Genomic DNA, 14,510 nt, shown 5'->3' with positions numbered 1-14,510 from the left:
AACGGCATGCAATGCCTACTTCCAATGGCCGCGCAGCTTGCTCACCTGCTGCTGCAAATACTCCGGCGTGGCGTCGACCGGCGCCACCGGCTGGCCGACCGCCAGCGCCAGGCGCGAACGCCAGCCGCCGCGGAAGGTCCGCTCGAACACATTGGCCTTGTTGCGGCTGAGCCAATGCCCCCACAGGCCGCGCAGCGCCATTGGAATCACCGGCACCGGCGAGCGTGCCAGGATCTTCGCAATACCGCCCTTGAACTCGTTCATCTCGCCGGTCGTCGTCAACTTCCCCTCGGGGAAAATGCACACCAGGTCGCCGTCGTGCAGCGCCTGGGCGATGTCGACGAAGGCCTTTTCCATCAACCACGGGTCGTCCTTGGCCGAGGCGATCGGGATCGCCTTGCCGGTGCGGAAAATCCAGCCCAGCAGTGGCAGCTTGAAGATGCGGTGGTCCATGACGAAGCGGATCGGCCGCGGGCTGGCCGCGACGATGACGATGGCGTCGACGAAGCTGACGTGGTTACACACCAGCACGGCGGCGCCCTCGGCCGGGATGCGCTCGGCGTCGACGCACTTGACGCGGTGGATGGTGTGGATCAGTAGCCAGGCCAGGAAGCGCATCAGGAATTCCGGCACCAGCGAGAAGATATACACCGCCACCAGCGCGTTCAAAACCGCCGTCAGGAGGAACAGCTGCGGAATCGTGAAGCCCTGCCCCAACAGCAAAATGGCCACGCCGGCCGCCGCCACCATGAACAGCGCGTTCATGATATTCATGCCGGCGATGGTGCGGGAGATGTGGGCGCGGTCGCAGCGGGTTTGGATCAGCGCGAACAGCGGCACGATGAAGAAGCCGCCGAAAACGCCGATCATGGCGATGTCGAACAGGATGCGCGGCACGCTGTGCTGGGCCAGCAGGGCCAGCACGCCGACCACCTCGGTGTTGCTGTAGCCGATGCTGGCGAAATACAGGTCGATGCCGAACAGCGACAGGCCGATCGAGCCGAACGGCACCAAGCCGATTTCAATCTTGTGCCCCGACAGGCGCTCGCACAACAGCGAACCGGTGCCGATACCCAGCGAGAACACCGTCAGCAGCAGCACGAACACGCCGTGCTCGCCGTGCAGGTAATCCTTGGCGTAAACCGGGAACTGGGCCAGGATCAGGGCGCCGTAGAACCAGAACCAGGAATTGCCCAGCATGGCCAGGAAGACCACCCGGTTCTTGCGCGAAAAGCCGATGTTGCGGATCGATTCGCTAAGCGGGTTCCAGTTGATGTTCAGCCCGGGTTCGGCGGCCGGCGTCAGCGGCACGCGGTAGCTCGCCAGCAGGCCGACCACGGACACCACGATGGTCGCGCCGGCCACCAGCTCGACGCCCCACGGCTTGTACACCACCAGCACCGCGCCGAGGATTTCACCGAGCAGGATGCCGACGAAGGTGCCCATCTCGATCAGGCCATTACCGCCGATTAACTCCTCCGGCTTCAACTGCTGCGGCAGGTAGGCGTATTTCACCGGCCCGAACAGGGTCGAATGGACGCCCATGCCGACCACCGCGGCCACCAGCAACCACAAGGTGTGCGACATCCAGCCCAGCGCCGCCACCGCCATGATGGCCAGCTCCAGCCATTTGACGAAGCGCGCCAGGCCGGCCTTCTCGAACTTGTCGGCGATCTGCCCGGCGGTTGCCGAAAACACCACGTACGGCAGGATGAACAGGCCGGGGATCAGGTTGGTGATGGTGGAGGCGGGCAGCGTGGTCCAGCTCAGCGCGTCGTACGCCAGGATCACCATCAGCGCCGTCTTGAACAGATTGTCGTTGAAGGCGCCAAAGAACTGGGTCCAGAAAAACGGACCGAAGCGGCGCTCGGACAACAGGGCGAACTGGCTGGATTGACTCATGTGATCGGATGGGAAAGGGGAACAGATTGACAAAATACAGGACTACGCCGCCGCCGACAATATTAATTGCCATTCGATCCAGTCGTTCTCCCGGCCGGCTGCGCTGGAACAATCCCGGCCGGGCGCGGCGGGCTTCCGGCGCAACAAGAAAAATACGTTTAGGCGCTTCTACATTATCATTCGGATAATATAGCGGAAATCTGATGTGTCGGGTCGCTCTGGCAGGGTTCGCCGTTCAATCGTATTGCAAGAAACGCATCACAGAAAGCGGGCGGCGCCATGGAATTGTTGGTCAGTATTGTTGTTGTTCTCGGCATTGTGTATTTCCTCCTGCCGTTCATTGCCCTGTCCCGTACCAGCGCGGCGCGCAAGCGCGTCGACGCGCTGTCGTCCGAGACCAGCAGCTTGAGGGCGGAACTGCAGTCCTTGCAGAAGCAAGTGGCGACGCTGCGCAAAGCGGCGGCGCAGAACGGCGCGCCGGCCGCACCCGCCGCACCGGTAACGCAAGCGGCGCCGGTGCCGGCTGCCGCGACCGTTCCCGCGGCGGCGCCCGAGCCGACACCGCCAACGCCGGCACCTGAGCCGGTGCAGGCGGCCGTCGCCGCCGCCATACCGGTAGACGCGAAGGCGTCAGCGCCGGCCAGTGCCGAAGTCCATCAAGCCGCCGCGCCCGCCGCCGACCTGCCCCTGGACGAGTTTTCGCCCGGCTGGAAACAGGAAACGCCGGCCTGGGCCGCCAGCGCCGACGGTTTCGCCGCGAAAGCCAAGAATTGGCTGTTCACCGGCAACCTGGTGGCCAAGCTGGGCTTGCTGATCCTGTTCATCGGCGTCAGCTTCCTGCTGAAATACGTGGCCGCGCAAATCACCGTGCCAATCGAGCTGCGCCTGGCCGGCATCGCGCTGGCCGACATCGCCCTGCTCGGCTGGGCCTGGCGCATCCGCGAATCGCGTCCCGGCATCAGCCTGCCGGTGCAGGGCGCGGCCCTGGCCATCCTGATGATGGTCGTGTTCGGCGCCTTCCGCCTGTACCACCTGATTCCGGGCGGCATGGCCTTCGCCCTGCTGCTGGTGCTAACCGCCTTCACCTGCCTGCTGGCGGTGCTGCAAAACGCCGTCTGGCTGGCCACCTTCGGCATCGTCGGCGGCTTCGCCGTGCCCATCCTCACCTCCACCGGCGGCGGCAGCCACATCGGCCTGTTCAGCTACTACGCCGTGCTCAACGCCGGCGTGTTCGCCATCGCGCTGAAACGCTCGTGGCGCATGCTCAACCTGCTCGGCTTCGCCTTCACCTTCGTCGTCGGCACCGCCTGGGGCGTGTTGAAATACACGCCGGACGACTACCTGTCGGCGCAACTATTCCTGATCCTGTTCTTCCTGTTCTACGTCGGCATCGCGCTGGCCTACGCGGCGCGTCAGGCGCCCCGGCTCAAGCACTACGTCGACGCCACCCTGGTGTTCGGCACGCCGCTGCTGGCGATGGGCTTGCAGTACGGCCTGGTCAAGGCGACGCCGTTCGGCATGGCCTTCTCCGCGCTGGCGCTGGGCCTGTTCTACACCGGCCTGGCGGCGACGCTGTGGCGCCGCGGCGGCAACTTCAAACTGCTGACCGAATCCTTCCTGGCGCTCGGCGTCGCCTTCGGCACGCTGGCGCTGCCGCTGGCGCTCGACGGCCGCTGGACCTCGGCCGCGTGGGCGCTGGAAGGCGCCGGCATCGTCTGGGTCGGCCTGCGCCAGCGCCGTCGGCTGGCCTGGGCCTTCGGCCTGCTGGTCCAGGCCGGCGCGTGGATCTCCTTCCTCGGCGCCACCAGCGGCCTCCACGCCGCCGCCGCGCTGCGCGAGAACCTCTGGCTCGGCTTCCTGGTGCTGGCCGCCAGCGCCTTCTTCATGGCCGCCACGCTGCGCCGCGCGCCGGAGGAATCGGGCGGCAAGCGCCTGCGCGCGCTGTCGCTGTTCTTCCTCGCCGCCGCCGCGCTGTGGCTGCTGGCGGGCGCCTGGACCGAAGCGCTGCTGCGCACCAGCGGCGCCACCCAGCTCAACCTGATGAGCGGCAGCGCCGTGCTGGTCGCCGTCGCGCTCGGCCTCGTCGCCAAGCGCATGGAATGGGCGGCCGCCGCCAAATTCGCCATTGCGGTGCAGGTGATCGGCGCCGTCGCGCTACTCGCGCGCAGCGCCGACGACTGGATCGCCATCACCCCGAACCTGCTCGACGGCCCCTTCCCGAGCGCGCTGATGCTCGGCGCCGCCCTCTTCCTGAGCAGCTGGTTCAGCGAGCGCCAGGGCCGCGCCGACGCCGACCCGGCCTTGTCGGCGATGGCGACGTCGCTGCTGCCCGGCGCCGCCTTCTTCTGGTTCGCGCTGGTGCTGACCTCGTTGGCCAGTTGGTTCACCGCGCTCTACGCGGCGCCGGCCGGCGGCGGCTTCCCGCTGGAAGACTGGCAGGCGGCCTACGCCCTGCTACTGGCCCTGTTCACGCCGCTGTTCGGCTGGCTGGCGCGGCGCCTGGCCTGGCCGACGCTGCGCTGGTTCACGGCGCCGGCGTGGCTGGCGTTGGCGCTGGCCAGCATCAACATGCTGGGCGAGCTGTACGTGGGCGGGCACCTGCCGGGCCGGCTGGCCTGGCTGGCGCTGGCGGCCGTCTGGCTGGCCGGCGAATACCTGCTGCAACTGTGGCCGCGCGCCGGCTGGCACATCGCCACCCGGCCGCTGCAACTGCTGCACGCGGTGCGCACCGGCGCGCCCTGGCTGATGATCTGGCCGGTCGCCGGGCAGCACATCTCGGCTTGGTTGCTGGCCGGCGCCAGCGAGCAACAGCGCCTGCTGGACCTGGCCGGCTGGGAAGTCAGCGGTAGTTGGGCGCGCTACCTGCCGGCCTGGGCCATGATGCTGGCGGTGGCGCTGTTGGCGCGCCGCTGCCGCGCCGGCGGCTGGCCGCTGGCGCCGCTGGAAACGTGGTATCGGCGTTGCCTGATCCCGCTGGCGGCCCTGTGGTCCTGCCTGCTGGTGCTGGACTGGAACCTGAGCTACAACGGCGCAATGGCGCCGCTGCCCTATCTGCCGCTGCTCAACCCGCTCGACCTGAGCACCGGCTTCGCCATGCTGCTGGCCGTCACCGCCTACCGCCTGCTGCGCGCCGGCCAGCCTGCCCTGTCGCCGCTCTGGCAAGGCCGCGTGCCGGTAATCGCCGGCTGCCTCATCTACGCCTGGCTGAACCTGATGCTGCTGCGCAGCGTGTCGAACTACATGGACGTGCCATACCGCTTCGACGCCATGCTGGCCTCGCGCTTCGTGCAAGCGCTGCTGTCGCTGGCGTGGAGCGTCACCGCGCTGGTTCTAATGCGCCACGCCGCGCTGCGCCACGCCCGCAAGCAATGGGGCCTGGGCGCCGGCTTGCTCGCCCTGGTCGTGCTGAAACTGTTCCTGATCGACCTGTCCAACGTCGGCGGCATCGAACGCATCGTTTCCTTCGTCGGCGTCGGCGTGCTGATGCTCATCATCGGCTACCTGGCGCCGTACCCGGGCCAGCCGGCGGAAAATACACAATGAGCGCCGGACAGCCTGGGCGATTTTCCTCGGTCGGGTTCGCCGGAACGGCGTAACCCGACAACGTTGGCCTGTGACAGCGCGTCGCGCGTCGGCCAACATGGTCGGATTACGCTCGCCTCGGCGGCCCCCGCATCCGACCTACGACACACTAACCATAACGATACAGAAAGCGCGACCAAGGATGAACTTCATATTGACCTCGGTGCTGGCACTGGCGCTGGCCGGCCAGGCCGGCGCCGCGGCGCCATCCGACACGCCGGCCGACTATCCACACAGCCTGCCGCTGAGCGTCAGCGGCACAGGCGGCGTGGTCGCCTTCCGCCTGCCGCAGTCGGTCTACCTGCGCGCCGCCACGCCCGACCTGCGCGACCTGCGCCTGTTCGACAAGGACGGCAACAAGCTGGCGTTCGCGCTACAGCGCCCGCCCGCGCAGGCGCGCACCAGCCGCAGCGAGTTGCCGGCCAGGATCTTCCCCGTCACCGGTGCGCGCGGCGACGCCCAAGGCGACGACGCGGGCGGACTCGACATCCGTACCGGCAGCGACGGCCGCCTGCTGTCGGTCACGCGCGCCGCGCGCGCCGGCGAGGTCCCCGGCAAAGCCGAATTGAGCAGCCTGGTGCTCGACATCGGCCAGACCGACGCCGCCGTCAACGCCCTGCGCTTTCGCCTGCCGGCCGGCACCGCCAGCTACCACGCCCAGGTCTGGCTGGAGGTCAGCGACGACCTCAAACGCTGGGAGCCGATCGGCGCGGCCGCGCTGGACTGGCTGGTCAACAGCGACACCCAAACGCTGGCCAACGACCGCATCGAATTCGAAGCGCGCCGCCTCCGCTACGCCCGCCTGAGCTGGCGCGAGGGCGCGCCGTTGCTGTTTGCCGGCATCAGCGCCGAATCGATCAGCCAGACCGACATCGCGCCGCACGCCGAGCGACTGGTATTGCAAGCGGCGCCGGGGAAAGTCGGCCAGGACTTGGTCTACAAGGGCGCCGTGGCGATTCCGGTGGAGAAAATCGGCCTGCAATTTAGCGAACCGAACGTGGTGCTGCCAAGCGTGCTGGGGCGCTACCACGAACTGCCCGGCCGCCAGCTCGGCCAGCCCAGCACGCTGAGTTTCGAGCCGCTGGTGCGCGCCACTTTTTACCAGATCACGCAGGCGGGGCGCACGCGCAGCTCGGGCGACATGGCGGTGGCGCCGCTGCACAACGCGCAATGGGTGCTGCGCCCGCTCAACGGCGCCGGCGGCAAGCCGGCGCTGCGGCTGGTATGGTCGCCGTCGAGCGTGGTGTTCCTGGCCAACGGCAAGCCGCCGTACACGCTGGCGTTCGGCCGCGCCGACGCCGCCGCCGCCGCCGTCGAACTGGAACAAGTCGCGCCCGGCTTCAGCCAGGGCGAACTGCAAACCCTGGAACAGGCGCAGGCGGGGCCGCTGGCCAGCCGCCAGCCGGATTCGGCGGCGCCGGCCGTGGCGGCCGGCGCCGCGCGCGCGGCCCAGTTGCGGCTGGCCGCGCTGTGGGCCGTGCTGCTGCTGGGCGTGGGCGTGCTGGGCTTTTTCGCCTGGCGCCTAATAAAACAAATGAACGACCAGGACAAAGCGCCGTGACGCCGAAATGCCAGAATGCCAGAATGCGGTAGCGCGAAACAATACTACGGCATCCAGTAAGCAGTACCGCGCCGTTTCCGATTGCCAGTTTCGGCGCCGTCGTCAATCATTACCTTGTAAGACCACAATAACGGAGAAAAAATGAAACGCTTAGTGTCCATCTGCCTGCTTTGCGCCGCCGCGGCCAGCGCCCACGCCGGCAACTCGGAACTGTCGACCGCCTCGGAAAACGTCGGCATGGCGTCGGGCATCGTGCTGCTCGGCTCGATGTCCTTGCTGGCCGCCTCTGGTTATGTCTTCGTCGAGGGCGTGGAGGCGGTGGCCGACGGCAGCGTCGTCGTGCTGAAGGGCGCCGCCAACGCCGGCGCCGCCTCGATCAAGCTGACCGGCGAGGCCGCGCGCGGCCTGTCGCTGGCGGCCGGCACCGTGGTCAGCGTAGTGGCGGTCTCGACCGGCCACGCGCTGGTGCTGTCCGGCAAAATCATCGCCTACGTGCCGAACGAAATCGGCAAGTCGCTGCTGCACCACTCGACCGTTCCGGCGGCCGGCATATGAGCGCCACGCGTCTGAACGCGCTGGCGCTGCTGCTGTGCCTGGCAGCCGGCCTGGCCGCGACGGCGCCGGCGCGGGCCGGCCGCTCCTGCGAGCCGCGCCCCGGCGACGCCACCAAGGTCGTCAAGGCGCTGGACCTGGCCTACAAGGCGCGCCAGGCGCTCGACGCCAGCGGCGCGCAGGTCGCGCTGATCGCCCGCGCCGGGCAGGACCTGAGCAAGTACCATTTGACGTACTCGCACATCGGCCTGGCTTGGCGCGACCACCCGTCCGGGCGCTGGCTGGTGGTGCATGAGTTGAACGGCTGCGGCAGCGCCGAGTCGGCGCTCTACAACGAGGGACTGGGCAATTTCTTCCTCGACGACGTGTACGAGTACAAAAGCGTGATCCTGGTGCCGCACTGGGACGTGCAAGAGGCGCTGGCGGTCCAACTGGCGTCGAAAGCGCCGCGCCGCCTGCACGGTGCGCACTACAACATGCTGGCCTACCCGTACTCGACCAAGTACCAGAACTCCAACCAGTGGGTGCTGGAAACGTACGCCGCCGCCAACGCCCCGCCCGGCAAGATCAACACCCGCGCCGAGGCGCAGGCGTGGCTGAAATGGGCCAACTACCAGCCGATCACGCTGCAGATCCCGGCCTCGACCCGGCTCGGCGCGCGCATGTTCCGGGCCAACATCGCCTTCGACGACCAGCCCTTCGACCGGCGCATGGCCAACCAGATCGACACGGTAACGGTCGACTCGATCGTGCGCTTCATCAAGCAGCGCGATCCGGACATGAAGGAGATCGCGCTGGCGGTTGACTGAGGGGATGGAGCAGGCCTCGAAAAACCGTGGAATGCGGGACGCAGCTGCGCCAGGTAATTTTCCTTGGCCGTTAGGCCGGTTCGGTTACGGCTTGTTTGACAGCCACGATGGGTTTGAAGAACAGCTTGCGCTCGTGTGGATCGCCACCTATTGCCAAGATTCGATGAAGCCAATACCCGACTGGAACGTCGACCCGCGCAGCTTGCACGATCTCATTGTCCGTGTGGTCTGGTAACGTCGCTACTTGAACACGAAAGATCCGCTTACCCCAGCGCGAATCGGGGCGGAACACGTCGGAAAGCTGGTAACCGTTTCTCATATACGTGACTTCGTAAAACATGGCGGTTTTCCTCTACCGTTAGACGCCAGCGGCCTGCGCGACCAAGCGTAGGAAATCCGGGCTAACATTGTTTAACTGGCCGGTTTGCGCTGCCAATATTTCGCGCAGCGTGCCCACGCGGCCATGCGCATTGTTCGCGAACGAATAGTGGCAGTGCGGGCATCCCTTGTTACGCTTCGGAATAGCAACGGCACACGCCGGGCATACCGTGCTGTCAATCGTGATCCTGCTGATCGTGGTCATGATGTTTTTCCATATAAACGGTTTATATGGTTTCGCCTCCGCGAAACCATTTTTCCTAGGTAGGCCACTGCCAAGGTTTGCGATTCACTAGCTTCCAGCCACCGCTGATTAGGTGCTCCAACAGCTCATCGAAATCGTAGTCATCAATTCCATCACCTTGGTGTTCATCAGGCATGGCGCAGTCGAATCGCCGCTGATCGAAGTCCCATCGCACAGCTTTCGGTCGTTCTGGCATCAATAAAGGCCAAAAATACTCAACGCTGACACTCGGCGGACAAGGTAATTCGTCATCTCGGACAAGGATTGCCATCTCAGATGCTTGTTGATGCGATGCACTGTCCCAGACTGTTTTGGTGAAGCGAATAGCGAACATTTTTTTCTTTCATTTTCGCGGACGCGAAAAACTGCGCCCGGTTTTCCTTGATGGCTCAAAGAACGTCGTCAAGCGAACGTCCGTTCAACAATTCTTCTAGGTATTCCTCCAAATTGCCTGCGACTTTTTTCAACGCCATTGGCAGGAACCGAACTAAATCCATAAACCCAGCATCCGGATGAACAGGGCCACCGTGGTAACTACGGCAATGATCGAGGATGTCGTCGCGTTCCGCAGGTGGAAGAAGTTGGAGAGGATCACGCTCGTTGCAGTCATGCAATGCGGACAAGTGAATAAACGCGCATCCGAATTTGTAAACTGATGCGGTCCAACCCACCTCGTTATACACAACTCTTGAGCGCCCCCATTTCGCGTAGGGTGCGTATCGTTTCCGCCGCCACGTGAACATCCTTCAATCCAAGCCAGATCGTCTTGACGCCGGGCTCGCCATCGCTCTTGCGAGCGAGGAAGCCGCCGACGCAGGCGACTTGGCGCAGAACGTCGTTCAGGCGTGGCTTGTTCGGTGGCGTCTTTTTGCGCAGCAAATAGGCCGCTTGAATCTCATCCGGATCGAAGAACAGTTCCGCGTCCAGGTCCGGACAGGTCCGGCCCAAGCGCATCAAACGCGCAATGCGCCAAGCCACCACCATGAACAGCGCCAGGGCCCGTTCAAGCTGCGTGATCGAACCCAGTTGCAGCGCCTCGACCCGGCAGGCGTTCTTGAGCACGTCGAACAGCATCTCGATTTCCCAGCGCGCGCGGTACCAGTCGATCAGCTCGACGAGCGCTGCGGGCGTGGCGGCCGCGCGGTTAGTCAGCAAGCGCCATTCGATCGGCTTGACGCCGTCCGGCGCATCGATCTCGCGCGCGATCACGCACGTGGCGAGGACGCTCTTGCCTTTGCCCGCAGGCAGCGTCACCGAGCGTGCCCACAGGTGCTGGCGCACCGTGCGCGCCTTCACCCCGTGCCGCGCCGCCATCGCGAATGTCAGCTCGCCGATCGGCGCGCCTGCTCCCGTGTGCCCCCACAGCCTGTCGCCGTCGGGAAGGCAGCGGTTGTGCTTAGCGCGCACCAGCCAGTCGGCCGGCGCGCCCAGTTCTTGCGCGCGCAGCATCAGCGGCACCAGATCGGCCTCGCGGTCGGCGACATAGACCAAGCGTGTAGCTGGCAACTGCGCGGCCATCTCGGCGATGCGTTCGTAGCCTTCGATCCAGCGCAGGCTTTCCTTCGGCCCGCCGCGCGCACCGGTCTTGTCCTTCTTTTCACGCGCCCACATCCACGCGTCGACGATGCCCAGCGGCTCGCGCGCGGGTGTGACCGCATACGTCGGGTGCAGGTACATGCCGCGCTGGGCTTCATAGCTCAACGGACCGAGGCCGAACGCGCCTTGGCCATTGAAATCGAGTTCGGTCGTGTCCTGCAAGCACAGCACCACCGGCAGCGCAGCCATGCGTTGCTGTGTCTGCTGCCAATGCGGCGCCATAATCGCCTGCCAGTCCACGCTGTCGTTGTCGAAGAAGCGGTAGGCCGCCATCGTCTCGCCCCAGCCTTGGCAGGCCTTCGGCACGCTCGCCGTCGGGTCAGCCGCAAATCGTTCCATCAAGATCCTTGCTCGTTTGTTCAGGCGCGCATCGCCCAAGTCGAGTTGTTCAAATTCCGGCTCGGTCCAAGGTGCTGATGCTGTCGCCAACTCGTCCACGCAAAAGACGAGAGTAAACCTGAATAATGGCAAGTTTACAAGGGGCGCGTTAAGTCATTGAATGTAAACGCGTTTTCAAACCGGCTGGATGTTGGTCCGGACTTGTGTATAACGAGGTGGGTCCAACCTTGCAATTGTTGGGCAAGATCCACCATCTGCCGATCAGTCACATTTTGCCGCCCAATTTTCCATTTATTGCCATTCACAGAATCTGCAATCAACTGAACTCTAATGTCACTTGGTTGGGCAAGCAAGAAGATCACTCGCACCATCGAATCAAGCTCCTGACGCAACACCGAAATCATAGGCCCGTGAGGCTGTGAGCTGCCAGCAAGGACATCGCCTTCAAGTGATCAGAGGAGCGATGACGCACTTGTCTTTCAAATATTTGAATATCGGACATCTATTTTCCTCACCCTGGAGGCCGTCCAGGTGGCGGGCGCAGAAACGCGGGATTTTCCTTACTTGACGAGCTTGAGGACAAGCCCGGCGACCAGTGCCATTTGCAGAATCCCAACCGACACGACCCAGCGGATCAACTCGGCCTTGGTGTCCGAATTCAACGCCTTAAACTCGGCAGCGCTTTGGGAAATTTTTGAATCCAGTTTTTCAATTCCGGCCTTGATTGCAGCCAATTCCACGGCAACGTCCTGCTTGCTGGAAAAACGGTCTACGATGCTCGCGTCTTCGGCGGTAATGACCTCCGCAAGAACAGTTGCCTGCATCTTTGCCTGAGCGGCTGGCATACCAGCACTCTCCAAGCGTTCCGCCATCTTGAGTGTGTCAAACGCAATTGCTGCCATTAAAATCTCCGGTAGAGTGATGCGCACTTGCGCTTCCATGCAAATCATTATATACCCTCAATGGGGGTAGTCAAGCGGTTTTTGCTTCTTTATCCAAAATCTCTTGAATAAACTTCCACGCCATATCAGGCATGCCACGCGCCGATTCACTGGGCGGCAAAAGCCAGTTATCCAGCGTCTTGCGCTTAACTGCGATTCGTTGAGCGAATTCATCCCGAGTCATGCCGAGGCGATGCATAGCGTCCCGCAAAAATTCTTGCTGCGTAAGCTGGCTCTTCGGCATCAGAACACGCTCGCAGCGATCTTGCCCAAGCGTACAGGGTCAGCATCAATCAGCGCCTTTGTGGCTTGTAGCGTCTTCAAGCCCAGCAGAACTTTGATGTGCTTGAGGTCGATATTGTTGTTGTTCAGGCGAACCGCAAACGTTCGGCGACCCGACATCGCGCTCGCACCCTCAACGCCCGCTTGCAAGTGCAGCTTGCGGAAGAGCTGGCTGAGGCTGTCGCACGAGTAGCTTATTGCCCCCGTGCCGGTACGTCTCGGCGTCAGCTTGTACGGCTCGCCTTCGTCTGTGAGAAAGATCGGAGCATCCGGGTCCAAGCTTCTGTAAGCGGCCTTTCGAGTCGTTACGCGATGGCGGTGGTCCACTCGATAGTCGAGGTATTTGTCGATGGCTGCGACAAGCTTCGCATTGGACCAGTACAGCGGGCGCTCGCTGCCGTTGTACGCTATCTCCGCAGGCACTGCGGATTCATCCAACACGGAGCCATCGGCCTTCAGGTATGCCCGTAGCGGCAACCGGGCCAGCTCGGTCAGCATCATGCCGGTGCCATACACACATGTGAGCAACGCGACATTGCGCACTGGAAGTTCGCCGCTTACGGCCGCAACTTTCAGCATGTGCTTTAGTCTGTGATCTTCGATATAGGGTGCTTTTGCCATTTATTCCGCAATTGATTTTAATTGTATTCAGAGTCAATCAAGTGAAGAATACGCGAAATTCCTCCTGCGAGCAAGGCACAGCCTCACTCCTCGGAAAAGCGCGCGCCGACTCCGGCTAGGCATTGGCGCTATAGCCCGTCAACTGGAATTTTACGCATGAAATTTGTCAAAATCCTGCGTGGCCGGTCTGAGTCGTTATCACTTTTCCGGCCAATTTTGGTTGATTTGGTTGATTAATATCGCCATCGCAGTACAATGAAAACTCCCAAGGGAGGAATCATGACTACCAAAATTTCGGCCATGAAGCGCCCCGTAGCTGGCCAAAGCGCAAGTTCATGGCCTGTGCAGCCTGCCCGGATCGAGGCGCTTGCTCCAGCCAACATTGAGCAGGCAGCAGACTTGGGCGCCGGCTACGTCATCATCAAGCTGCGCCCGCAGGCGAAAAGACGCGAATTCATCGGCAAAGACGAAATTCAGAATGAAATACCCGTCATGACACGGGAAGGGCTTGTCGCGGCGCTCCACCGCGGCAACACATTGGCGGGCGTTAAGGAACTGATCAAGCGACCCGCTGAAAACGTGACTTTCATGCGCAACATGGCAATGCAGGAACAGGAACGGCGCACCGAGCTGGCCGAGAGCGGCGCTCTGATCGCCGCGCAGGATCTGGCCGATCGCCTGAACGTGTCACCGCAGGCCGTCAGCAAGGCCCTCAAAGCCGGGCGGGTATTCGCGCTGGAGGGCGGTGGCGGCCGCCTTTTGTATCCAGCGTTCTACTCCGATGGCAAGGTGTCCCGGCGCGATCTGGAGAAGGTGACGCGCGCGTTGGGCGACATACCGGCGTCTAGCAAATGGCAGTTCTTTACCACTCCCAAGGCCTCCCTGAACGGAGTTACCCCGCTGCAGGCGTTGCAGCAGGGTGACCGGCAGGCGGTATTGGTAACGGCTGCCGGGTTCGTGGAACGCTAATTGACCGCCGTCCCGCTTGGCTCGCCGCCGCCGTCTTTAGCCACCGACGATAGCCTTCCCGTCATGCGGCTGGGTCGACGAACTTTGGTGAGGATTTCTAAATATGCTACCGGGGAACCTTACTTCGGTTGCTCGGGGGCCAATCGCTTTGACGCCCCGGGTTGCCTTGCTGGCGCACCGGAATTTCGCTCCTGCTACCTCGGGTTCTCGCTGGAGGTCGCCATTGCTGAATCGCTGCTGCATGACGAAATACCAGTCAATGGCCGGTTCCAGGTCAGCTATACCGCCTTGGAACGGCAGAGTGTTCACAGTTTTACTGGCTCGGCCCTGCGTTTGCTCGAACCACGAACTAACAGGCGCAACGCTCAAGCGCCTGTCTGGACATGCCGACTTGGCTGGAACGGCCTCCTATGCCATCACTCAACAATGGTCACTATCGATTTTCGACAACCCTTTGAATTTCGACGGCTTCGTGTACATGTCGCGCCATCTCAACACTGAACGCGCAGTGATCCTTTTCGATCGGGCGGCTGCTCGACTGCATGCCAAACCATCCGTTCTCGCGCTTCCCGACACCCCGGGTTTTGCCGCGGCCGCGACCGCCTTTAATATCGTCGCCGCGTGAGCCGCATTCAAACGCGTCCCCGGGAAGTACCGCCACACAGTACCAAAATGCCAGTCAGGTAATACACCCTTGGTTTTTATTGCCCGGCACGGCGGGATCGACAATGATG

Annotated in this window: 14 protein-coding genes; 6 read left to right on the top strand and 8 right to left on the bottom strand. The window is 63.3% G+C overall.

What is annotated here, in order from left to right:
• Positions 1-15: 15 nt before the first annotated feature.
• On the bottom strand, positions 16-1,902 hold the full coding sequence (locus tag JANGC3_RS0100390; protein WP_017874494.1) for an MFS transporter: 1,887 nt from the start codon (positions 1,900-1,902) through the stop codon (positions 16-18).
• A gap of 279 nt (positions 1,903-2,181) precedes the next feature.
• On the opposite strand from JANGC3_RS0100390, the gene JANGC3_RS0100385 reads away from it, so the two are divergent.
• The 4 genes from JANGC3_RS0100385 to JANGC3_RS0100370 all read left to right on the top strand — a co-directional run bounded on the left by JANGC3_RS0100385 (position 2,182) and on the right by JANGC3_RS0100370 (position 8,406).
• Positions 2,182-5,445, top strand: a complete 3,264-nt coding sequence (locus JANGC3_RS0100385) for a DUF2339 domain-containing protein (RefSeq protein WP_035787502.1) — start codon at positions 2,182-2,184, stop codon at positions 5,443-5,445.
• A 181-nt stretch (positions 5,446-5,626) separates the two neighbouring features.
• The gene (locus JANGC3_RS0100380) at positions 5,627-7,045 is read left to right on the top strand and encodes a DUF3999 family protein (protein WP_017874492.1); all 1,419 of its coding nucleotides are present in this window, start codon (positions 5,627-5,629) and stop codon (positions 7,043-7,045) included.
• 141 nt (positions 7,046-7,186) lie between these two features.
• Positions 7,187-7,600, top strand: coding sequence for a hypothetical protein (locus JANGC3_RS30475; RefSeq protein WP_017874491.1), 414 nt, complete (start codon positions 7,187-7,189; stop codon positions 7,598-7,600).
• Positions 7,597-8,406, top strand: a complete 810-nt coding sequence (locus JANGC3_RS0100370; protein ID WP_017874490.1) for a DUF2145 domain-containing protein — start codon at positions 7,597-7,599, stop codon at positions 8,404-8,406. Before JANGC3_RS30475 ends, JANGC3_RS0100370 begins: the two co-directional genes overlap by 4 nt.
• Positions 8,407-8,476: 70 nt before the next feature.
• Here the strand turns inward: JANGC3_RS0100370 and JANGC3_RS32200 are convergent, their stop codons facing one another.
• The 7 genes from JANGC3_RS32200 to JANGC3_RS0100335 form a co-directional block, all read right to left on the bottom strand.
• Complete coding sequence (locus JANGC3_RS32200; RefSeq protein WP_157406384.1) at positions 8,477-8,746, bottom strand: hypothetical protein; 270 nt, start codon at positions 8,744-8,746, stop codon at positions 8,477-8,479.
• An 18-nt stretch (positions 8,747-8,764) separates the two neighbouring features.
• Positions 8,765-8,989, bottom strand: a complete 225-nt coding sequence (locus JANGC3_RS32195; protein ID WP_157406383.1) for a hypothetical protein — start codon at positions 8,987-8,989, stop codon at positions 8,765-8,767.
• A gap of 55 nt (positions 8,990-9,044) precedes the next feature.
• Positions 9,045-9,362, bottom strand: a complete 318-nt coding sequence (locus JANGC3_RS32190; protein WP_157406382.1) for a hypothetical protein — start codon at positions 9,360-9,362, stop codon at positions 9,045-9,047.
• A gap of 341 nt (positions 9,363-9,703) precedes the next feature.
• Entirely contained in the window at positions 9,704-11,062 is a 1,359-nt protein-coding gene (locus JANGC3_RS0100350) for an IS4 family transposase (RefSeq protein WP_442905261.1), read from the bottom strand.
• A 461-nt stretch (positions 11,063-11,523) separates the two neighbouring features.
• A complete protein-coding gene (locus JANGC3_RS0100345; RefSeq protein ID WP_232429632.1) occupies positions 11,524-11,904 on the bottom strand; it encodes a hypothetical protein in 381 nt (126 codons plus the stop codon).
• A 31-nt stretch (positions 11,905-11,935) separates the two neighbouring features.
• A complete protein-coding gene (locus JANGC3_RS0100340) occupies positions 11,936-12,148 on the bottom strand; it encodes a transcriptional regulator (protein WP_017874484.1) in 213 nt (70 codons plus the stop codon).
• Positions 12,148-12,807, bottom strand: a complete 660-nt coding sequence (locus JANGC3_RS0100335; protein ID WP_017874483.1) for a site-specific integrase — start codon at positions 12,805-12,807, stop codon at positions 12,148-12,150. Before JANGC3_RS0100335 ends, JANGC3_RS0100340 begins: the two co-directional genes overlap by 1 nt.
• A 279-nt stretch (positions 12,808-13,086) precedes the next feature.
• On the opposite strand from JANGC3_RS0100335, the gene JANGC3_RS30470 reads away from it, so the two are divergent.
• Together JANGC3_RS30470 and JANGC3_RS33450 are read left to right on the top strand one after the other, a co-directional pair.
• Positions 13,087-13,776: a hypothetical protein gene (locus JANGC3_RS30470; RefSeq protein WP_157406381.1), complete on the top strand. Its 690-nt coding sequence runs from the start codon at positions 13,087-13,089 to the stop codon at positions 13,774-13,776.
• Between the two features lie 301 nt (positions 13,777-14,077).
• Positions 14,078-14,401, top strand: a complete 324-nt coding sequence (locus JANGC3_RS33450; protein ID WP_157406379.1) for an RES domain-containing protein — start codon at positions 14,078-14,080, stop codon at positions 14,399-14,401.
• Positions 14,402-14,510: the final 109 nt, after the last annotated feature.

It is taken from the genome of Janthinobacterium sp. CG3, assembly GCF_000344615.1.
Classification (GTDB): domain Bacteria; phylum Pseudomonadota; class Gammaproteobacteria; order Burkholderiales; family Burkholderiaceae_D; genus Janthinobacterium.
This window is presented reverse-complemented; position numbering and strand designations above follow the sequence as displayed.

Coding starts and splice junctions, on each gene's coding strand:
- JANGC3_RS0100390 (WP_017874494.1), bottom strand. CDS start 1,902: ATGAGTCAATCCAGCCAGTTCGCCCTGTTGTCCGAGCGCCGCTTCGGT.
- JANGC3_RS30475 (WP_017874491.1), top strand. CDS start 7,187: ATGAAACGCTTAGTGTCCATCTGCCTGCTTTGCGCCGCCGCGGCCAGC.
- JANGC3_RS0100340 (WP_017874484.1), bottom strand. CDS start 12,148: ATGCCGAAGAGCCAGCTTACGCAGCAAGAATTTTTGCGGGACGCTATG.
- JANGC3_RS32195 (WP_157406383.1), bottom strand. CDS start 8,989: ATGACCACGATCAGCAGGATCACGATTGACAGCACGGTATGCCCGGCG.
- JANGC3_RS0100385 (WP_035787502.1), top strand. CDS start 2,182: ATGGAATTGTTGGTCAGTATTGTTGTTGTTCTCGGCATTGTGTATTTC.
- JANGC3_RS30470 (WP_157406381.1), top strand. CDS start 13,087: ATGACTACCAAAATTTCGGCCATGAAGCGCCCCGTAGCTGGCCAAAGC.
- JANGC3_RS32200 (WP_157406384.1), bottom strand. CDS start 8,746: ATGTTTTACGAAGTCACGTATATGAGAAACGGTTACCAGCTTTCCGAC.
- JANGC3_RS0100345 (WP_232429632.1), bottom strand. CDS start 11,904: ATGGAAGCGCAAGTGCGCATCACTCTACCGGAGATTTTAATGGCAGCA.
- JANGC3_RS32190 (WP_157406382.1), bottom strand. CDS start 9,362: ATGTTCGCTATTCGCTTCACCAAAACAGTCTGGGACAGTGCATCGCAT.
- JANGC3_RS0100335 (WP_017874483.1), bottom strand. CDS start 12,807: ATGGCAAAAGCACCCTATATCGAAGATCACAGACTAAAGCACATGCTG.
- JANGC3_RS0100370 (WP_017874490.1), top strand. CDS start 7,597: ATGAGCGCCACGCGTCTGAACGCGCTGGCGCTGCTGCTGTGCCTGGCA.
- JANGC3_RS0100380 (WP_017874492.1), top strand. CDS start 5,627: ATGAACTTCATATTGACCTCGGTGCTGGCACTGGCGCTGGCCGGCCAG.